Origin of the sequence: uncultured Algoriphagus sp. (assembly GCF_963974835.1) — a bacterium.
Taxonomy (GTDB): domain Bacteria; phylum Bacteroidota; class Bacteroidia; order Cytophagales; family Cyclobacteriaceae; genus Algoriphagus.
Genome location: NZ_CAXBET010000002.1, coordinates 250,278 through 269,662, shown reverse-complemented (window position 1 = coordinate 269,662; position 19,385 = coordinate 250,278). Strand labels below are relative to the sequence as shown.

The window sequence follows — 19,385 nt, the reverse complement described above, 5'->3', positions numbered from 1 at the left end:
CTGGTTTTGAAAAGAGATTGCAAAGACCAATCAGGATAATCAGGACTTTAGTACCACTGCCCGACTTTCCTGTTCTGAAAATTGAAAATTCCGCTTCCTCTATACTCTATACCGTTGTGCATATGCTTCATCACTACACCACATCCTGCGATTTTACAACGCTTAGTACCAGGAAAACTCACGGCAAGCCCAACTTGCATAGCGTAAACCTTTTGATCTAAATCTTGAAACTCTGAGAAATCAGCTGATGAGTAGGTGAATTTGCGAAAGTCTGCTCCTCCTTTTACGAATACCTTAGTATAATCTGACAAATCCCTCTCTATTCTGAGCCCCAATCCATAATAGTTTTTGTCAGAAACTGCTAGATGTGGGACATATGGTTCCGTTCCACCATCCAATGCTGCATCATAAGCTTTATTGAGTGTCAACTTCCCAAATTCTGCTTCCAAAATAAATCGCCACGGATAAATCTGACGTGCACGCTGTCTTAATTCAGATTGCATGTAGAGGTTAGATGATGAATAATTTCTATATCTCCAATTGAGAAAAGCACGTCTTCTGTTGGCATCGTATAACACCAATCCTACAGTACCATAAAGTTTGTTAGCTTGATAAGTAGCTCCCTCAAAATCAAACTGATAGTCTCCGCCTTGCATAGGAGCTAAGTTTCCCCACTCTTGTCCAAAACCACCTCCAACGGTTAAAAGATTAAATAAATTGATCCGGACACCGCCATTCCAGTTTGGAAACACCATGTCTCCGCCTTTCATATTCAGTGGGTTTTCCTCGGAAATGTCCAACGGATCTCCCTCAAGATTCTGGTATCTATTGAACGGGTAAAGGCTTGGGTTAGGAGAATAGAAAGCTGTCCCAAATTGTTGATAAGCACCTCCTCCAGAAAGCTCCAAGCTGAACATCTCTAAGAGATTCCTGGTGACATTACCTAGGCCTGATTCACTTTTTGGACTTTTTGCTTTATCAGATATTCCGAATATATCTTCCTCCTGCGCCATCAAGGAAGTCATGGCAAAACAAAGGATAATAGAAATGGGTAACTTTTTAAAATTCATATTTTTCTAAACGAATACTTTGGGATCTTGGTGTGAAATTAAAAAAAAGATGCCTCCCATATGGGAGGCATCTTCATAATATCTGAAATAAATACTTATTTTCCATCTGTAGGTTTTGCAGCATCTTCTTTTTCAGCATCCTGCTTTGCCTTGATTTCAGCAATCATTCCATCCAATTTTTCTTTTATAGCCGGATCTTCTTTAGTAGCGGCAAGCACTTTATTATAAGTACCGGCTCCAAGGACTTCCTCATCCATGATCAGATCGGTTTTAAATTCCTTCATTACATCCTGTTGAGAATCCTGAAAAGCTTGAACCTCTTCGTAGGCTGCTTTTTCTTCATCCGTTACTTTGGCTTCAGTCATTTTAGCTTCATCTCCCCAAACAGCTTTGATTTCATTATATCTCGCTCCTCCTTGAAAAATTTCATTTTCCAATATCATAGATTTCAACGAATCAGTTCTAGAATTGACGAAATTGCTAAATTCTACTTCCATGTTGGCGTATTTTGCCAAGTCCTCATCTGTGACTTTCTCTTCATCTTGTGCGTAGGCAGCAAGCCCTAGGAACGCGAATAACGCTCCGAAAAGCAATACTTTTTTCATAAACATTCTGATTTTGATTTCTTTATAGTATTCAATAAAATAACCAAAAGCTAGAAATTCAAGAAATAAAGGCACTTTTTAAGTTTTTTTATGATAGATGGTCATTATAAAAATCAAACTAAAGTAATTCCTTTAAGCTCTCGTATCATGGCTAGAGGGTCAGTTGAGTTAAATACAAAACTCCCTGCTACAAATACATCTGCCCCAGCAGAAAGCAATTGAGAGGCATTTTTAACAGTAACTCCGCCATCTATTTCGATTTTTGTTTTTGCCCCTTTAGCTAAAATCAAATGCTTTAACCTGGAAATTTTTGAATAAGTATTCTCAATAAATTTTTGCCCGCCAAATCCCGGATTTACAGACATCATACAGACCAGATCAATATCCTGGATAACATCGGTCAAAAATTCCACAGGTGTATGGGGATTTATTGCCACACCTGTCTTTGCTCCTAGATTTCTAATAGCTTGTAAAGTTCTATGCAGATGGGTACATGCTTCATAATGAACGGAGATTATATCAGCACCAGCATTTCTAAAAGACTCCAGATAGTTATCAGGATTCACTATCATCAAGTGTACATCTAGTGGCTTTTTCGCATGACGGTAGATTGCTTCTGTAACAGGAATACCAAATGAAATATTTGGTACAAAAACACCATCCATGATATCTACGTGAATATAATCTGCTTCAGAAACATTCAGCATTTCTACTTCTTTTTGAAGATTTGCAAAATCTGCAGCAAGTATAGACGGAGCAACTAAGGGTGACATGAGTTATTCTTTTGGTTATGTAAAAAAACTAAATTAAAACACAGCCCCCAAATTCTCACCTTTTTATCAATTTGCTATGCTTGATCTGCGATCCGTCCTGCATCTGGATCAGATAGAATCCTGGTTTTACATTCTGCAAGATTATCTGGAAAGGATCTTTCACAGTTGATCTATTCAAGATTTTGTTAGTTATAGTTCGTCCATTAAGGTCAATCAGTCTGAATTCAGCACTTAAGCTATTTCCAAAAAATATGTACAACTCATCTTCTATAATCGGATTTGGATAAACCTTCCAATCCAAAAACTCTCCCCTATCATCGACGCCAAGAATATCGCCATACAAGGCACTTATAAAATTAGGGATTCCATAACCTATCAAATTATCAGGATTGTCGGATTGCGTCCCACTATTTAAAAGGTTTTCTATCAATTCATCCTTTGTCCATTCTGGCTTTGCTTCCCAAAGTCCTGCTGCCAATGCTGCAATCTGAGGAGCAGAAAATGAAGTGCCATTTGAAAAGCCAACTTCTCCATTTGACCGAATGAGAGTTGCTCCTTCTCCAAAAGCTGTCAAATCCGGTTTGATTCTACCATCTCCTGTGGGTCCACGAGAACTGAAGCCTGAAACATTCAGCTCTCTATCCACTGAACCTATAGCTAAAATCCCTATAGCATCGGAAGGGGAATTTAATGTCGCTTCAGATGGACCAGTATTTCCTGCACTGTTTACTACAAGGATTCCTTTGCTCGCGGCGATACTTGCTCCCCTGGCAATAATGGTAGTTTCCCCATCCAAACCCTCCAAAGAATAATTCATCTCAGGATCATCAAAATCCCAATATCCGAGTGAACTGCTGATAATGTCAGCACCCAAACTGTCTGCAAATTCAGCTGCACGAACCCAGTTATATTCCTCAACCCAATATTCTGTAGCTATTTCCTCCGTTATGGCCAAAATGTATGTAGCATCAGGAGCTCCCGCTACCATTTTTCCAGGCTCTTTTGAAGCTATAAGTGAAAGAACATTAGTCCCATGCTGATTTTCCGAATAAACATCCTGATTCCAAGGTCTGACAAAATCCTTGCTTGCTATTATTTGACCGTTGCTTTGTAAATGAGCTAAAGAGCTGGCAGTATTGGCGCCGGGAAAGCCTGCATCAAATACTGCAATCGTTACTCCTTTTCCAGTAAACCCTTCTTCATGCATTTTATCTATTCCCAGTAAAGCATTCTGGAAGTCGTAAGTTTCTTCATTGACTTCTAATTCCCGTGTACTTTTTGCAACTGGAGCAACAAATTTTTTCGGAATTCTTGAATTAAAATCTCTCTCAATTCTTTCATTAGGATTGGTAATAAAGCCTCTGCCTATTAATATCACACTATCCACGAAAGGTAATGCCTCCAATTCCCGTACTCCTTCTTCATCACTCACCAAAACGGTTGCATTGAACCATTTGCTTGAATAGAGAATATAAGTTGACTTTTCCTCAACTGCAGCTATGTATTTCTGGGAAACAGGCAGATCCAAACTATCAATTGACAAGCCTTCTTTACTCCGTCTATCTAATGCTTTTTGAGTTAGGAATTCATTCGGTTGAGAAAGCGAAAAACCTTCTTGGGGCTTGTATTTATAAAACACAGCGTATCTGTCCTGAGCAATAGCATTTCCAAAGAATGCTATAGAAAATAATAACCACACGAAGATTTTAATCCTTCCCATAGTCAGTCAATTTCATGAACGTCTTGGATCCCGAATCAATCAGCATATCACCCAGGCAATCATTTCTGGAACAGTAAGTCAGCACCTCTTCGTACTTCTCCACCAAACCTACATTCCTATCATAAACTTCATAGCGAATATCTCTATATGTCACCAAGTCGTCACTATCTTCTTGATTGACTCGTATTGATGTGCTGGAACTGACGATTTCAAAATCATCCTGTGCTACATTTCTATACGCATTACCATTCCATACAACTCCATTTTTTGGAGGGAAAACCAAAGCGACTACCGGCTGATTTTCAAATGTCCTTATAAGAGATTGGCCACGCTGTATTAGTGTGTACTCAACTTCATATTCCCAGCTCAATTTGTCGGAAGATCGTGACCGCTCTACAATATATACTTGATCACCTTCCTGATTGGGATAGAATCCCGTAATGCTATCCCTATAAAAAAATTGCTCTTGCTCCGAATCGTTTTCTCCATAGTAAATAGTCTGATCGACCTCATATGTCCAGAACAATCCAACTCCTAAAGGTTGAAAATCAAAACCATAATCTACTTGACCATCCTCTATTTCTCTTTCACACGAAGAGAAAAGTGCAAACACAATTATTACTAGAAGATTTAACTGTTTATTCATAGTGCCAGTGGATGACTAAAAATACTAGTATTTTCTTACAATATGGCAGATGAAATTTCATACACTTTGGAAAAGCTTTTTTCAACCCGATCATCCTAGTTAACTTAGCCACTCCAAATTTAGAATCATGGCTTTAAGCACTTTTGTAAAAATAAGCGGTATCACCAATCTTTCTGATGCCAGATATTGCGCCGGTATGTATGTAGACTTACTAGGTTTTTCACTTGAAGAAAACTCTGATAAATTCATCAGTCATACACGATTTGATGAAATAACAGGTTGGGTTTCAGGACTCGAGTTTGTCGGTGAGTTTTTGACTTATCATGGAAACGAGGTCTTGGAATCTCTGACTAATTATCCATCCATAAAATGGATAGAGCACGACAGAATCGAACCATTGACTGAGGTTGAGGGTAAAGGATACGGACTAATCTATAAGATGGATCTGGAAGAAGTGCGCCACATAGAATTAGAAGTGGCGGAAAAACTTAATGAGTCTGGAATTATTTTCCACGTCACCTCTGCGCATGAAGAACTTGATGAATTTGACAAGGACGCTATCAAAATAATTAGCGAAAACTGTAAGGTGATACTAGGTGTTGGAATAACCGCAGCAAATGTTCAAGCATTAATCAATGAGCTGAACCTGTACGGAATTTCACTTACTGGTGGGGAGGAAATTAAGCCAGGATTGAAAGACTTTGATGAAATGGCCAGTATTTTGGAAGCACTGGAAATAGATGATTAATTTCCACTAAAAATGAAAAAAGGCAACTGGAATGATCCAATTGCCTTTTTTGCTATTGTGGTGGCATTAATATCAGTCAAACAAATCTGAACTTTCGTAGGGACTATTATCTCCTGTGAAAAAAGATCCGTCTATAAATCTATGGCTGATCCCAATATCCCTGAGCTCCATCATATCATGATCATCCAGAAGTATATTGGCAGAGGCTAGATTTCTGATGATTCTCTCCTGATGAACCGATTTTGGAATTACAGCAATATCTCTTGCAATTGACCAAGCTATAAGGATTTGTCCTGGTCCCACTTTATGTTTATCTGCTATTTCCTTGACAACAGGGTCGACTAGCAATTTTGGATCATTTGCATGCTTTTCAGCTCGGGAGTCCGGCGATCCTAATGGCGAATATGCAGTCATTAAAATGCCATGCTCTAAGCAAAACTGCACCAAACTTTCCTGAGGAAGATAGGGTTGCATTTCTACCTGATTCATTTCAGGCTTTTGACCACCTACTTCGAACAATTCATTCAGTTTATTTTGGTTAAAGTTAGAAACGCCAATGTGTTTTGCGAGTCCTTTTTCTTTCAATTCCTGCATCGCTTTCCATGTCTCTCCGATGGAAACTTCATCATAGGTGTAGAAGTCTTCTCTACTTTTTGGAAATCCTACTTCCGCCTTAAGGGCAATTGGCCAGTGAATAAGATAAAGATCCACATAATCCAGTTGCAGATCAGCAAGTGATTTTTGCAAGGCCGGAAGTACCTGATCTTTCTTGTGGGAATTATTCCAGAGCTTGGAAGTTACAAATAGCTCTTCTCTGGTGACCAATCCTTCCGAAATCGCCTTAAAGATTCCTTCCCCAACTTCAGTTTCATTTTGATAAACTGCAGCACAATCAATGTGACGATATCCTGCCTGGATGGCCCAATAGACTGCCTGACTTACTTCGCCTGGCTTACTCTTCCAAGTGCCGAGGCCTATAATTGGGATTTGATCTCCATTTTTAAAGCTTAAATAGTTCATGGTTGTAAAAGTTTATACACTTTATATATTTGGTTACTTTAAAAGTATAAATCCTAAAATTTAATTCAGCCGATTTTCCAAATATTTCTTAAAACTATTCATCACCCATAGATGAATTTTGGCCTGGGTATTTACATAAATTATCCATGGCAACCTTGGAACAAACTCATGGATGGCTGATATAATGTAGCGATTGTCCAGGACTCCTCTAAACTCCAACCAGCCATGGTCAAATCGCTTTACTAGCCATCCTCCTGAGATATAAAACAACTTTCGGTTTTCCTCACTTCGATCAGGTATCATAGTCAAGTGCAACATTGGCTTTTTGCTCCACAGAAGATAAAAGACAATTTCCCCACTTTCAAGCATCTCCCCATTGATCCAGAATTTGAGATATGTGGGTAACCAGATATTATAACGATGCGCTACCCAAGTTGCTGAATTGCCATGAGGATTAGCCATCCGTTGTATACTTCGAACTGTGTTCTTTATTTTCTCCTGCGGAAAAAAGCTAGGAGTCTCAGGCTGTACTTCTGAATCCAACGCTTCCCTTACGGACTCCTCATAGGTCAGATAATCAATATGCTTTTCCTTAAACTTTAGTTCATCTGATACCCTCAGCGTATGTTTTAGACTTTCCACCAACGGAGACACAAGCTGAGGAGGAGATTCACCAAAGAAACCTACCCACAATTTGGAAAGTCCTAGTGAAAACACTGGAACTGAAAACACCCAGCGCTTCTTCCCAAGTTGTTTTGCTGTCAACTCCAACATTTTCCGGTAAGAAATCACTTCTGGATTACCTATTTCTATAGCCTCTCCGAAAACATTCTCATTGGCAACGCATGTGTCAAGTATATCTAAAGTATCTCTTAGGGAAATTGGCTGTGTGAGGGATTCTGTCCATTTTGGGCACATTAAAACCGGGAGGTTTTTGACTAGATTTTTGATCATATCAAAGGATGATCCTCCAGGTCCAACTATAATAGAAGCTCGTATAGCCGTAAGTTTGGCAGATCTGGAGCCCAAAGTATGCTCCACTTCCAAGCGGCTCTTCAAATGTCTTGAGAGATTTTCGCCAGTTTCCTTTGGTAGAAGGCCTCCCAAATAAATGATTTGTTTTACCTTGTTGATATCTGCTGCACGGCTAAAATTATCCGCCAAAAGCAAATCCGTATCTTCAAAGCTACCCTGATTTAATCGTGTAGAGGCATTCATCGAATGCACCAGGTAGATTGCAACATCAACGCCTTTTAAAACTTCTGTAGTACTGGATATGGAATATAATTCCACCTGCTTCCAGGTCACTTCAGGATAAGGATTATCCTTTATTTTCTTACGGCTGAGCGCAATGATGTTGTACTTATGCCGAAAATGATAAATAAACCATCGTCCGACATATCCTCCGGCACCCGCTATGGCCACTGTGGGTTTGGGTGCAGAAATAGGTTGATCGGTTAATTCCATAAGTAAGAGCTTGACTAATCAACCTATTTATTGGTCATCCTGTTTAGAAAATTTTTATTTTACCTCCGCTTTTTTTAAAGCTTCCGTTGTGGTAAAGTACTTGACAATCATATTTGGCACTTCCCACGAAGGGATATTTCCTTTGGTGAAATACTCAAGGTACTTTTCTGTCACCTGTGCAAAGTGTGCCTCATGACCATTGTGATACTTTTCAGGAATAATCATCTTGTATTTACCATCACTTACTTTCTCCAGATCAATTCCAGGGAAACGTTCTTGCAAAGTGGTTTTCACTTCAGTTGACAAAGCCTCATCCTGTCCATCCAATAACTCTATATACAAAGTGGCGACGTAATTCTCCGCTTCCCCTTGTTGGATTATGAGATTGGCCTTGCTACCACGCATCATGCTATAGTGAGTATCGGCCGCTCCTTCCGGAGCTTGAAAATTCCAGATCACACTTACCTTAGCATGAACGTCTTTCAGGGTGTAATTCATCTCCCCGTTACTGTTCACGCTAAGATGATTGTCCGAAACATTTTTCTGTAAAAAATCAGGGAATTCTTCTTTACCCGTGACTAGTTTGAATTGCTCTAAGTCAAGATCCGTGGACCAGAGTTTAGCTGACAGCATCTTCACATCTGAGGTGTCTAGCGTAACTTCAGGAAAAGCTTCCCACTGAACCAAGTCGACCAAATGAGTGGTCACATCCACTATTCCAGTACCTTCTATTGCTGTATCAAAAAACCAATCTGGTCTGATAAGAGGATTACCCGATACATATTTAAAGAAATGATGGACTGATTCTTTTGTAATAGCAGGATTATCAGGTGTTCCTTTTTCCAATTGCCCGAAAATCTCAGGAACCATGGAAAGCTCTTTTTGCAAAATGGTGCTGATCTCAAATCGCTCAGTCATGATATCGTAGAGTAGCAGATCCTTTTGTGCAGCTTCATCAAATGTCTTAACCAATTTTTGAAAACCAGCTTTATCAATTACCAAAGGTTTATCGGCATAGACATTAATACCATTGGAAATAGCCTTAGAGATATAATCTATCTTGCGATCATTCTTACCGGCCACCATCATCACATTCCCAGGCTTTGTTGAGATCATTTGCTCCAGGTAATCATCTCCCGAACTTACTTGTAAGTTCCATGCTGTAGGATTTTCTGTCCGGTTGTTATAACCAGCCAAACGATTTATGTAATCCTTCAGCTCATCTCCATTGGGGGCAAAAACATACACCGTAGAATCCACCTGAGAATACATTGATTTGTGAATCAAACCTGCGTGAAAATGCCCAGGATCAAGGGACATAATCGTAATTTCAGCATTGGATGTAGGTGCCTGAGTCACACTTTCTTTGTTTTCGCAGGATAGCATTAATCCCGCCGCTATAGCTACTAGAGCAGTATTTTTCAAAATATTCACTTATTAAATTTTCACGTAATTAGTACCATACGGAGCTCTCTGTGGTCTTTCCAACATAGCGTTCGCTTCCGGGTCATTAATAAATTGTTCAGCTTTGGCATCCCATTCCAGCTTTCGTCCAAGCTTCATAGAAATATGGGTAATCAAGCAAACTGAGCAAGATCGGTGACCGATTTCTACAGGAGAAAGTAATTCATTATTACCCTGTATTGCTCCAAGCCAGTTGCCATGATGCTCATCACTTCTGATCAGCTGAATCTCATCAGGACCGATTACTGATTGGAGTATTTTAGGATCTGACGCATCCAATGCTTTTGCACTGTTGCCCTGAGCTACCGGGTCAGAAGCAGAAGCCACGTAACTTCCTCTGGAAACCCAAATCCATCCTTCAGTGCCTTCATACCGGATTCCGTTCGTATATCCGCCACTAGTGTACATAGTGATACCATTATCATATTCTGCTTTTGCCATGAAATCTCCATGTACATCCCAAAGACCTGATTTCGGGAACTCCGCTACTGCCTGAATATATCTTGGCCCAGTCAACTCAGTGTCCATTCCCCAAGCTGCAGAATCGAAGTGATGCTGACCCCATCCTGTAATCATTCCTGCTCCGAATTGCTCAAGTCTAAGCCATCCTGGCCTGTCATATCCTTGCTGGGGATGGACCCCAATTTCAGTGTAAGGAATCTCTGGGGTAGAGCCCAACCACATATCGTAATTTAAATTTGAAGGAACTGGCATGGGATCGGCCTCGGGGCCGGCAGGATCGCCTGGCAAGCCGATTTTCACCGTGTGAAGTTTGCCTATTCTACCATTCCTGACCAGCTCAGCTGCAATCCTAAACTGCTCGCTTGAGCGTTGTTGAGTGCCTAACTGAAGAACCATACCTGATTTTTTCACCGCATCTACCAACTGCCGCCCTTCACGAATGGTAAGTGAAGTGGGTTTTTGAACGTAGACATGTTTACCTGCAAGCACTGCTTCCATTGCAGGCTGTGAGTGCCAGTGATCGGGAGTACTTATGACCACAGCGTCGATATCTTTATTTTGAAGCATATCTTTGTAATCTCCGTACTGCTTTACATCAAGATATGCTTTGCCCATTTTCTTTGTGTAATATTCTTCGACACGTTTTTTACCATCAGCCATCCTATTACTATCCAAGTCAGAAACGGCAACAATACGTGCTACATCATGCTGCCAAACTCCGGGCAAATCATGATCACGAGCTATCCTTCCACAACCAATCTGACCTATATTTATTTTATTACTTGGGGCATTTTTACCAAAAACGGAAGATGGCACAATGGTAGGAAAGCCTATCGCTGCACTTGCCAATGCGCTATTTTTTATAAATTCTCTTCTTTTCATAATGTGTTAAGGTTATTTTCTCATGGGTTATATTACTGTTATTTAATCTTCACATCTGCTTTAAAACCTATTTCACAAAAGCTTTCCAGTAGGCATCTGCTTCTTCTGCACTCATCTCTCCATCAAACACAATCATTCTGTATTTCAGTGTATATCTTTCGTATGGCAAAAGCTCCCAAGAATCATGTCTGATTGGAGTGAATTCTACGAATACATTCCCTTCACCATTATACTGATCTTCCGGCCAGACCCGGAGTGGTTCAGGGTGAGATTTATTAGTATTGTGGCTCATGAATAGAATGCCGCTTTTTCCTGATTTATCTGATGTTTCACCTTGGGCAATAACCCATTTGGCATTGGTACCATCAGCCGTCTTTCTACCATCACCTTCGGAAGTGAGAATAGTGCTATTTACTTTTCCCCATTTCTCGGTGGCACGGAATCCTATTCCACCACCATATCGGTAATCATCCAATAAAATCCCTCCGGAAATAGTTGTCTCAATTGTACTAGTATAGTCCACCATGTAACGCCCTTTATCAGCAGGTTTTACTTTGATGCGGAGATCTTCTGAAATAGCCAAGCGCTCCGATTCTGGAGCTTTCAAGTCCAAATGATTCTGTCTTACATTCAGCTCGGCAGCTCCGCCAGCCTCTTTCTTGGATAGTATATGATCGAAGTCCACTCTTCCCTTTCCATCTCCCAAATTCCAGAAATCCACCTCTCTACCACTGATGGTAGCGCGGGTCCATGGCCCCCAGATTCCGTAGTGATGGTAGTGGTCTTTGGGTTGGATTCTTGTCAGAACTTGACCGGATGGTGATTTTAACGGATGAATAAATCCTGATTTTGCGTAATCTTTTTTTATTCCCTCTGGCACATCTTCTACAGCCGTTTGGTAAGTCAAAACCGTCTGATTATCAATCACGAAATCAATTCCGCTGGTAGTTTCTTTTAAGGTTACTTTTTGTGCATACACTGACCCCATAATACATAGGTATAGAGCTGGCACACAGAAAATTCTTTTGAATATCATATTTATTTCAGGTTATTGGGATCGAATTTTAAAGATATAGAATTCTAAATTATCGAATAACCCACTCATCCAAATAGCCCATGAAGAGGATTGTAATCTACGGAATCGTTTTCCTAACCTGTATCAATTTCGCTCTAGCACAAAATCCTAAGGAGATTCCGCTGGATCAAGCCTGGAAAGATAAAATCTCAGAACTAGCACCTGAAAAGGCAACTTTCCCATTCAAGGCAAAAAAGAAAGTACTTGTGTTTTCACTGCATACAGGCTTTGTGCATTGGGTAAATCCCCATACAGAAGCCATGTTTGAAATATTAGGCGAAAAGAGTGGCGCCTTTGACGTGACTTCCAGCACTGATATCGATATGATGGAAAAAGACAAGCTTAAAGAGTATGATCTTCTTGTGCTCAATAACACTAACTCTATAGGAACATATAGGAATTTGTTCGTGGACAAACTCAGTGAAACTCCTGATGCAGATAGCGTAACTGTTTGGAAAAAAGCTGCCGAATTGGAAAATAACATTATCAATTTTGTGAAAAAAGGCGGGGGGTTATTTGTGATCCACGGAGGAAATACCACACTCAACAACTCGATGGAATTTTCAAAATTATTGGGAGGAAGCTTTGATTATCATCCTAAGCAGCAAGCTATCCAAGTTCGGTTAGTTGACCCGGAACATCCATTGGTTCAGGCATTTCCATCCGAAGGTTTTAATCATGTAGATGAGCCATACTTTTATAAAAATGCATACGAATTAATGGACTTTAAACCGCTTCTATATTTCAATAATGCAGAAATCGAAGGACAAAAAAAAGGTCAGGAATTAACCGAAGGGGTCACTTATGCGGCTTGGATTAGACAAGAAGGTAAAGGTCATGTGCTGTATTGCTCTCCATCCCATAATGCGCAAAGTTTTGAGAATCCTGACCTACTTCAGTTTATTTTGGACGGAATGCAATACTTGGTTGGCGATGTAGAAGTGGATGAAACTCCTATCGGTAGATAAAAAATTGAAATAAATAATTTAAAATTTTGAAAAGGTCAGTAGTCGAAGCATGATTACTGGCTTTTTTAATTCCTACATGCTTAAGCTTTCTTCACAAACTCACTTTTCAGCGCCATAGAGCCAAAGCCGTCGATTTTGCAGTCAATATTATGATCGCCTTCCACTAGTCGGATACTCTTTACTTTCGTACCAGCTTTGATAGGCTTCGGAGCACCTTTCACAGGAAGGTCTTTCACTATTGTCACCGAGTCCCCGTCTGCCAATATCGTCCCATTGGAGTCTATGACTACCAATCCTTCTTCAGCTTCTTCTTGAATATCCTCGAATTCCCACTCGAAACTGCACTCAGGGCAAATCAGTTTTTCATCCATTTCATAGCCGTATGGCGAATTACAGGCAGGGCAAGGAGGCATGTTTTTCATGTCGCGAAGTTAATGTAAAATATAAAATATGTGATGGATGGAGCATAAGGATGCAAGAACTCCAATCGATAAATATTTATTAATGGTGGAAAGAATGAGGGATTATTTAGTAAACTCGACCAAATTTCTAAACCATGTCAAAACAAGTCTTTTCCCTCCTTCTATTGATTTTTCTGGCTCCTTCACTACATGCCCAAACCTATTTCCCTCCAAAAAACAGTTGGGAATCAAAGAGCCCAGAATCCATGGGACTAAATGCTGCAAAACTCCAAGAAGCCATTGATTTTGCTATTGCTCATGAAAGCCAGGAAGACCCCAATCTGAAAATTGCCCATTATGAGGGTGGATTCGGAAGAGAACCATTTGGGTATCCCGTCGGCCCTATGAAAACTCGCGGGCCAGCTACCGGTCTTATTATTTATAAAGGATACGTAGTTGGTCAATGGGGAGATCCTAATCACGTGGATCTGACTTTTTCTGTTGCAAAAAGTTTCCTTTCCACCACAGCTGGATTGGCCGTGGATGCAGGTTTGATCAAGTCTGAAAAAGATCTGGTGTATCCTTATATGGCCCCAATCTATCCGTATGATCCCAATAAACTTAGCATCAACAAAGCAGATCATTTTGAGGAAGAGGACACTTTCGAACTTTTTTCAACTGAACATAACCGTACCATTACTTGGGATCATCTCCTTCGTCAAACTTCAGACTGGGAAGGATCGCTCTGGGGCAAACCAGATTGGGCAGATCGGCCACGTGAAGGGGTGAAAGAGAAAAGAGCAAGGCCACAGACCGCTCCGGGATCAGTATATGAATACAACGATACCCGCGTGAATGTGCTTGCTCTGGCCTTGATGAATGTATGGAGAAGACCATTGCCCTCTGTCCTGAAAGAAAAAATCATGGATCCGATTGGCGCAAGCGATACTTGGAGATGGACAGGATACGAAAATTCTTTCGTTATCATAGACGGGCAGATCATGCAGTCTGTCTCTGGAGGATCTCACTGGGGAGGAGGAATGATGCTTTCTGCTTGGGATCAGGCAAGATTTGGTTATTTGACACTGAATAACGGTAAATGGCACGATCAGCAACTTATTCCTACGACTTGGTTAGATAAATCCAAAACCTCCACCCCTGCCAATGAAGGTTATGGATTTATGAATTACTTCCTAAACTACGATCAGAAAGATATTCCGGCAGCTCCCAAAACTGCATACTCCCATATCGGAGCCGGAACTAATATGATTTATGTAGATCAGGAAAATGACTTGGTAATCGTGGCCAGGTGGATACCCGGCGGAGATAAAAATGAGTTGGTGAGACTTGTATTGGAAAGTTTAAAGTAGAATTTTAAAAGAATTTTTACCTCTGATTACTATCTAAATCTTTCTATCATGGAAAAAGACTCAGCTAAGATTGAAAAAGAAAAACAATTAGCTGCGCTGGCGGCTGTCACGTATATCCAAGATGGTCAAGTGATTGGACTTGGTTCAGGGTCTACTGTTTATTACGCCATTCAAGAAATCGGCAAACTTGTACAAAATGGGTTGCAGATAAAAGCTATTCCTACTTCTCACAAAACGCAGTTTCTCGCAGAGTCTCTTAATATTCCTCTTATCGACAGCAATAGCGTAGATTCTATTGATGTGACCATAGATGGAGCAGATGAGTTCAATGAAGATTTAGTTTTGATCAAAGGTGGCGGAGGTGCTTTGCTGAGAGAAAAGATTGTGGCATCTATGACAAGGAAAAAGATAATCATTGCTGATTCAAGCAAAAAGACAGATAAGCTAGGATTGAAATTTAAATTACCGATCGAAGTTATTCCATTTGCCAGCAATCTTGTGATTAACCAACTAAAAGAACTTGGTGGTATTCCCAAAATACGTCAGCAAACAGGAAAAGAATTTTTGACAGATCAGGGCAACTGGATCCTGGATACAGACTTCGGACACATTGAGGATCCATATTCGCTTTCAACATCCCTAAATGAAATCGTAGGATTGGTATGTCACGGAATCTTCATAAATCTTGCCGATATTATAGTTCTTGGTAAAGATGAGACCACTCAGACTATTACGGCGAGCAAAATTGTATAAACTTCAGGGGAGAAATTCGATGAAGAGTTAAAGGAAATAGTGAGGTAGATGAGTTTAAACCTGTTAATTTAATTAGCAATTGATTGAGAAAACTAATTGTTATCACATTTCGTATCCAAAAAAAGATCTGAAAATCAACTCCAGCACTTACTTTTTACTTAACTAATTAAGATATGAAAAAGCTACTATTATTTTCTGTATTCACCTTAGCTACCAGCATAGCAGTTTTCTCACAAACTAGTTTTTCTCAAAAGGAATTCACTCAAAAGAAATTCTCATTTGAAAATAGCTTGGACATAGCTAACTCAACTCAACCTTTTGACACGCTACAATACTTCAGTCCCAAAGGATTTAATATTGACACAATGTTTCTTGAACAATTTGATAGCCTGGAAAAATATATAGATGATAACCAGGCTGAAAAAAATCTTTTCCAAAATCAAGATCATATTCAAATCGTAGAGAATACTGAGACTATTTATTCCATGCGAATTGTAAAGCCTATAGGTAATTTCCCACTTCAAATCCATCAACCTGACTCTACAAAAAATTATACACTTCGAATAAAAGAATTTTAATAGTTAATCTTATTACTTCTACTACTCTTTCCAGCTTCGATTGGCTTTTTTTTCGGACTGATTCTTTTTGGCTTTTAGCCGTTTTTCTATTGCTCCTTTTTTAGGTTTGGTAGCTTTTCGTACGCGTTTCTTATGGAAAGCTTTACGCAGCAAATCCTCAAACTTGCGAATTACCAACTCCTTATTCTGAATCTGCGAACGCTTTTCTTGCGATTGTAATTGCAGCACTCCTGCCTGATCGGTTTTAGTTGATAATTTATCCAAAACCATTGCTTTCTCCTCGTCCGTCAGCTGAAGAGAATTAGGAATATCAAATTTCAACTGAACTTTGGTCTCCACTTTATTAACATTCTGGCCTCCAGCACCTCCGCTCCTCGATGTGATAAACTGGAGCTCATTGAGAAAGTCTCCCCTTGCAATCCTCACTTCTATATTTTCCTCTTTGCTATTCATTAGGTAAATTTTTAATTCTACTAATATTCACATGAGTATTTGACAAATCAGCCTGAAAATAAAATTATGGGTAAACTTTTCAGGAAAAAAGGGAAAGTAAATACTAATTTGATGTCTGACAATAACTCAACCCATCATAACATGAAAAACAGAAGAGAATTTCTTATAAAATCAGCCTTAGGATTAAGCGGGATTGCCATGGCTCCATCTTGGTTGCAAGGTGCTCCGGCGATTATCAAATCGCTCAATAAACCAAATTCGCTAATTAACGGCGTGCAAATAGGTTGCATCACTTACTCTTTCAGATCCATGCCTGATCAGAGCGCTGAAGCTACTCTTCAATATGTACTTGATTCTGGTCTCTCAGCTATAGAACTGATGGGGGATCCAGCGGAATCTTTTGCAGGAATGCCGGCGAATCCTGTAAATATGAGGGAAATGTATCCCCTAATGTCAAAGCAGAGAAAAGGTGAAGAACTTACTTCTGAAGAGAAATTAAAGCTTGCGGATTTGAGTGCACAGGCGGAATCCTATGGCAAAGAAGCAGCTGCCTGGAGAAGTAAAGTAGGCACAGCTCCATTTGAGAAAATGAGGAAAATGTACAATGATGCGGGTGTGAGTATCTATGCCTTCAAGCCAAATGCATTTGGTATAAATGCCTCCGACGAAGAAATAGCTTACGGTATGACTGCAGCAAAAGCATTAGGCGCTTCCCATGTCACTCTTGAGCATCCCTCAAACGATGAGCATACACTCCGCTTGGGAAAATTGGGTGAAAAACATAAGATGTCAATCGGATATCATGGTCATGAGCAGGAAACATTTACTTTCTGGGACACTGCCCTTGAGCAAAGTAAAAGAAATGGGTTAAACCTGGATGCAGGCCATTACATAGCCGCTGGGAATACCGATCTGATTCCACTAATCGAGAAGCAGCATAGTCGTATTCTAAGTATGCATACGAAGGATCGTCAAACACCGGCAAACGGGAAAGGAAATTTAGCATGGGGATCAGGCAATACTCCCATCCCGGAATTGCTTAATCTCATTTCAAAAAATAAGTACAAGTTCCCGGCAACCATTGAATTAGAATATCAAATACCCGAAGGTTCAGATGCCGTAAAAGAAGTTCAGAAGTGTGTTGAATTTTGTGAAAAAACACTAGCTTAGTCTAGAATTAAGATTTTCCAAACTAAACTTTTATATCTATTTTTTGAAGCGGCAGACTAAAATCTGCCGCTTATATTTTTTGGAAATGTGTAGTATAACACTTGGTTTTTTTAGATATAAATTTTCAGTTGCTCCATGGCAATTTTATCCTACAAAATCGAAAAATCAACTTTTAACGTTTTAAAAGCTTAAAAAAGATGATTTGAAGGATAGCTTTAGGACAGAATTATCTTAAGAAAAGTAGTTGAGAATAATATCAGTCAACATTTAGTCCTTCTGCACTAGTGACGCCAAATAAGTTAAAAAAATCCGGGTCTTAGAGTGTTGCAAACCTCCTACTTGACAAGATTTGAGCTGCCTATTAACCGCAAACTTCCACTGTTATCCTGACTCTTTCGAATCGAGGCCCCGATAGTTATCGGGGTGAGGCCTGTTTTTGGTAAGAGCTTCACTCGGTAAATTTGTAATTTGTGAAGTTTGAACATGTCGGCGACCCGGACAGTGCAAATATACGATTTATTACACGGCAGGTTGGTAAATTTGAGGGATGATTCCGATAATTAGTTATATAATTGACGATCTAAGCATTATTTAAAACTTTGGTTTCAGAATAATATTCCAATAAAATAGTTAATTCAAATCATGCAAAGAGTCATTAGAAAGGATTTTATTAAAAGTCGAAATTTTATTTCACTTAAGTCTTAACGTTTTTCTTCTTTTACTCGTAAATTTGTACTCTCAAAACCTACGGCATTTATATGTATTTGATTAAAAAATTGGTCGTTTGCCTGGATCAGACATCTCTGGATCAAACCCTGATTCAGCACGCTGCCTTTATAGCTCAGGTCAATCAAACCAAAAAAATCTATTTCGTAAATGTGATTAAGAACCTCAGCATCCCAAAGGAAGTTCTAGAGGAATTCCCAAATTTGGTTGAAAATATGGTCAACGAAAGGCAGGAAGCTATGGAGTCCATGGTGAATGAACATTTCAAAAATCCCAAAGGGATTTCATTAAACTACATTGTAAAAGAAGGATCCCTTTCAAAGAAAATACTAAAACTAGCAGAAGAAAAATCTGCTGACATGATTCTAATTGGTAGAAAAGTAGAACTTCCGGGTACCGGAGTCGCTTCCACGAGATTAGCAAGAAGAGCAAGTTGTTCCCTTCTAATAGTACCGGAAGGATCTCAAACGAAAATGAAAAGATTGCTAGTTCCAAGTGATTTCTCGGACTATTCCAAAGACGCACTGGAAGAAGCTATAATGATTGGAGAAAAGCATGGTGGGCTAGAAATTGTTTGCCAAAATGTTTTTACTGTCCCTTCAGGTTATCACTACACTGGAAAAAGCTACGAGGAGTTCACTCAAATCATGCGGATGCATGCAGAAATTAATTACAAAAAGTTCATCCGTAAAATAGATATAAAAGGAAATAAGATCACCCCAGTGTACACTCAGGATACTAATGATGATCCTGTGGAAGAAATCGTAGCTAAGGCGAAGGAAATAGATGCTGATGCTATAATCATAGGTGCAAAAGGCAGAACCGCAGCCACGGCACTCTTCATTGGAAGTATGGCAGAACGATTGATACAGTATAACGACAGCATACCGCTAATGGTAACTCGACCTAAAGGCAAAAACGCCGGTATTCTTGATTACATACTTGAAATTTAAATTCCATAGGTGACGGAATCAGTTCTTGGCACTGTTGCTTATTTGATGTTAAGATTTCAGATTTGAATACAAACGATAATT

19 protein-coding genes are annotated in these 19,385 nt (G+C 39.6%); 7 read left to right on the top strand and 12 right to left on the bottom strand.

Annotated features, from left to right (window positions below; genetic code table 11):
• Positions 1–47: 47 nt before the first annotated feature.
• From AACZ73_RS07205 to AACZ73_RS07185, 5 genes are all read right to left on the bottom strand, one after another.
• A complete protein-coding gene (locus AACZ73_RS07205; RefSeq protein ID WP_339876723.1) occupies positions 48–1,070 on the bottom strand; it encodes a hypothetical protein in 1,023 nt (340 codons plus the stop codon).
• A gap of 95 nt (positions 1,071–1,165) precedes the next feature.
• Positions 1,166–1,675 carry a hypothetical protein gene (locus AACZ73_RS07200; RefSeq protein WP_339876722.1) on the bottom strand — a complete coding sequence of 170 codons (510 nt, stop codon included), beginning with the start codon at positions 1,673–1,675 and terminating at the stop codon, positions 1,166–1,168.
• A gap of 113 nt (positions 1,676–1,788) precedes the next feature.
• Positions 1,789–2,448, bottom strand: a complete 660-nt coding sequence (rpe, locus tag AACZ73_RS07195; protein ID WP_339876720.1) for a ribulose-phosphate 3-epimerase — start codon at positions 2,446–2,448, stop codon at positions 1,789–1,791.
• Between the two features lie 55 nt (positions 2,449–2,503).
• Entirely contained in the window at positions 2,504–4,168 is a 1,665-nt protein-coding gene (locus AACZ73_RS07190) for a S8 family serine peptidase (protein WP_339876719.1), read from the bottom strand.
• Positions 4,155–4,814 (bottom strand): hypothetical protein, encoded by a 660-nt coding sequence (locus AACZ73_RS07185; protein ID WP_339876717.1) that lies wholly within the window; start codon positions 4,812–4,814, stop codon positions 4,155–4,157. The genes AACZ73_RS07190 and AACZ73_RS07185 overlap by 14 nt, the downstream gene beginning before the upstream one ends.
• A gap of 127 nt (positions 4,815–4,941) precedes the next feature.
• On the opposite strand from AACZ73_RS07185, the gene AACZ73_RS07180 reads away from it, so the two are divergent.
• A complete protein-coding gene (locus AACZ73_RS07180; protein WP_339876715.1) occupies positions 4,942–5,562 on the top strand; it encodes a phosphoribosylanthranilate isomerase in 621 nt (206 codons plus the stop codon).
• A 72-nt stretch (positions 5,563–5,634) separates the two neighbouring features.
• Here AACZ73_RS07180 and AACZ73_RS07175 read toward each other — a convergent pair whose 3' ends face one another.
• The 5 genes from AACZ73_RS07175 to AACZ73_RS07155 all read right to left on the bottom strand — a co-directional run bounded on the left by AACZ73_RS07175 (position 5,635) and on the right by AACZ73_RS07155 (position 11,893).
• Complete coding sequence (locus AACZ73_RS07175) at positions 5,635–6,582, bottom strand: aldo/keto reductase (protein WP_339876713.1); 948 nt, start codon at positions 6,580–6,582, stop codon at positions 5,635–5,637.
• 60 nt (positions 6,583–6,642) lie between these two features.
• A complete protein-coding gene (locus AACZ73_RS07170; RefSeq protein ID WP_339876711.1) occupies positions 6,643–8,049 on the bottom strand; it encodes an epimerase in 1,407 nt (468 codons plus the stop codon).
• Positions 8,050–8,103: 54 nt separating this feature from the next.
• Positions 8,104–9,474, bottom strand: coding sequence for a putative oxidoreductase C-terminal domain-containing protein (locus AACZ73_RS07165; protein ID WP_339876710.1), 1,371 nt, complete (start codon positions 9,472–9,474; stop codon positions 8,104–8,106).
• A 12-nt stretch (positions 9,475–9,486) separates the two neighbouring features.
• Positions 9,487–10,857: a Gfo/Idh/MocA family oxidoreductase gene (locus AACZ73_RS07160; protein WP_339876709.1), complete on the bottom strand. Its 1,371-nt coding sequence runs from the start codon at positions 10,855–10,857 to the stop codon at positions 9,487–9,489.
• A 67-nt stretch (positions 10,858–10,924) separates the two neighbouring features.
• Positions 10,925–11,893, bottom strand: coding sequence for a PmoA family protein (locus tag AACZ73_RS07155; protein WP_339876707.1), 969 nt, complete (start codon positions 11,891–11,893; stop codon positions 10,925–10,927).
• A gap of 80 nt (positions 11,894–11,973) precedes the next feature.
• On the opposite strand from AACZ73_RS07155, the gene AACZ73_RS07150 reads away from it, so the two are divergent.
• Positions 11,974–12,900 (top strand): ThuA domain-containing protein, encoded by a 927-nt coding sequence (locus tag AACZ73_RS07150; protein WP_339876705.1) that lies wholly within the window; start codon positions 11,974–11,976, stop codon positions 12,898–12,900.
• Between the two features lie 80 nt (positions 12,901–12,980).
• Here the strand turns inward: AACZ73_RS07150 and AACZ73_RS07145 are convergent, their stop codons facing one another.
• Positions 12,981–13,322, bottom strand: a complete 342-nt coding sequence (locus tag AACZ73_RS07145; RefSeq protein WP_339876703.1) for a zinc ribbon domain-containing protein YjdM — start codon at positions 13,320–13,322, stop codon at positions 12,981–12,983.
• A 134-nt stretch (positions 13,323–13,456) separates the two neighbouring features.
• Between AACZ73_RS07145 and AACZ73_RS07140 the strand changes: the two genes are divergently transcribed.
• From AACZ73_RS07140 to AACZ73_RS07130, 3 genes are all read left to right on the top strand, one after another.
• On the top strand, positions 13,457–14,671 hold the full coding sequence (locus AACZ73_RS07140; protein ID WP_339876701.1) for a serine hydrolase: 1,215 nt from the start codon (positions 13,457–13,459) through the stop codon (positions 14,669–14,671).
• A gap of 48 nt (positions 14,672–14,719) precedes the next feature.
• Positions 14,720–15,424, top strand: coding sequence for a ribose-5-phosphate isomerase RpiA (rpiA, locus tag AACZ73_RS07135; protein WP_339876699.1), 705 nt, complete (start codon positions 14,720–14,722; stop codon positions 15,422–15,424).
• 173 nt (positions 15,425–15,597) lie between these two features.
• The gene (locus AACZ73_RS07130; protein ID WP_339876697.1) at positions 15,598–16,002 is read left to right on the top strand and encodes a hypothetical protein; all 405 of its coding nucleotides are present in this window, start codon (positions 15,598–15,600) and stop codon (positions 16,000–16,002) included.
• Between the two features lie 21 nt (positions 16,003–16,023).
• On the opposite strand, the gene arfB is transcribed toward AACZ73_RS07130, so the two are convergent.
• On the bottom strand, positions 16,024–16,455 hold the full coding sequence (gene arfB, locus AACZ73_RS07125) for an alternative ribosome rescue aminoacyl-tRNA hydrolase ArfB (protein WP_339876695.1): 432 nt from the start codon (positions 16,453–16,455) through the stop codon (positions 16,024–16,026).
• Positions 16,456–16,596: 141 nt separating this feature from the next.
• Between arfB and AACZ73_RS07120 the strand changes: the two genes are divergently transcribed.
• Both AACZ73_RS07120 and AACZ73_RS07115 read left to right on the top strand, forming a co-directional pair.
• Positions 16,597–17,625 carry a sugar phosphate isomerase/epimerase gene (locus AACZ73_RS07120; protein ID WP_339876694.1) on the top strand — a complete coding sequence of 343 codons (1,029 nt, stop codon included), beginning with the start codon at positions 16,597–16,599 and terminating at the stop codon, positions 17,623–17,625.
• A 758-nt stretch (positions 17,626–18,383) separates the two neighbouring features.
• The gene (locus AACZ73_RS07115) at positions 18,384–19,304 is read left to right on the top strand and encodes a universal stress protein (protein WP_339876692.1); all 921 of its coding nucleotides are present in this window, start codon (positions 18,384–18,386) and stop codon (positions 19,302–19,304) included.
• Positions 19,305–19,385: the final 81 nt, after the last annotated feature.

Bases quoted from the DNA above. Each gene is read 5' to 3' on its own strand.
- AACZ73_RS07205 (WP_339876723.1), bottom strand. From the start codon at position 1,070: ATGAATTTTAAAAAGTTACCCATTTCTATTATCCTTTGTTTTGCCATG.
- AACZ73_RS07200 (WP_339876722.1), bottom strand. From the start codon at position 1,675: ATGAAAAAAGTATTGCTTTTCGGAGCGTTATTCGCGTTCCTAGGGCTT.
- rpe (WP_339876720.1), bottom strand. From the start codon at position 2,448: ATGTCACCCTTAGTTGCTCCGTCTATACTTGCTGCAGATTTTGCAAAT.
- AACZ73_RS07190 (WP_339876719.1), bottom strand. From the start codon at position 4,168: ATGGGAAGGATTAAAATCTTCGTGTGGTTATTATTTTCTATAGCATTC.
- AACZ73_RS07185 (WP_339876717.1), bottom strand. From the start codon at position 4,814: ATGAATAAACAGTTAAATCTTCTAGTAATAATTGTGTTTGCACTTTTC.
- AACZ73_RS07180 (WP_339876715.1), top strand. From the start codon at position 4,942: ATGGCTTTAAGCACTTTTGTAAAAATAAGCGGTATCACCAATCTTTCT.
- AACZ73_RS07175 (WP_339876713.1), bottom strand. From the start codon at position 6,582: ATGAACTATTTAAGCTTTAAAAATGGAGATCAAATCCCAATTATAGGC.
- AACZ73_RS07170 (WP_339876711.1), bottom strand. From the start codon at position 8,049: ATGGAATTAACCGATCAACCTATTTCTGCACCCAAACCCACAGTGGCC.
- AACZ73_RS07160 (WP_339876709.1), bottom strand. From the start codon at position 10,857: ATGAAAAGAAGAGAATTTATAAAAAATAGCGCATTGGCAAGTGCAGCG.
- AACZ73_RS07155 (WP_339876707.1), bottom strand. From the start codon at position 11,893: ATGATATTCAAAAGAATTTTCTGTGTGCCAGCTCTATACCTATGTATT.
- AACZ73_RS07150 (WP_339876705.1), top strand. From the start codon at position 11,974: ATGAAGAGGATTGTAATCTACGGAATCGTTTTCCTAACCTGTATCAAT.
- AACZ73_RS07145 (WP_339876703.1), bottom strand. From the start codon at position 13,322: ATGAAAAACATGCCTCCTTGCCCTGCCTGTAATTCGCCATACGGCTAT.
- AACZ73_RS07140 (WP_339876701.1), top strand. From the start codon at position 13,457: ATGTCAAAACAAGTCTTTTCCCTCCTTCTATTGATTTTTCTGGCTCCT.
- rpiA (WP_339876699.1), top strand. From the start codon at position 14,720: ATGGAAAAAGACTCAGCTAAGATTGAAAAAGAAAAACAATTAGCTGCG.
- AACZ73_RS07130 (WP_339876697.1), top strand. From the start codon at position 15,598: ATGAAAAAGCTACTATTATTTTCTGTATTCACCTTAGCTACCAGCATA.
- arfB (WP_339876695.1), bottom strand. From the start codon at position 16,455: ATGAATAGCAAAGAGGAAAATATAGAAGTGAGGATTGCAAGGGGAGAC.
- AACZ73_RS07120 (WP_339876694.1), top strand. From the start codon at position 16,597: ATGAAAAACAGAAGAGAATTTCTTATAAAATCAGCCTTAGGATTAAGC.
- AACZ73_RS07115 (WP_339876692.1), top strand. From the start codon at position 18,384: ATGTATTTGATTAAAAAATTGGTCGTTTGCCTGGATCAGACATCTCTG.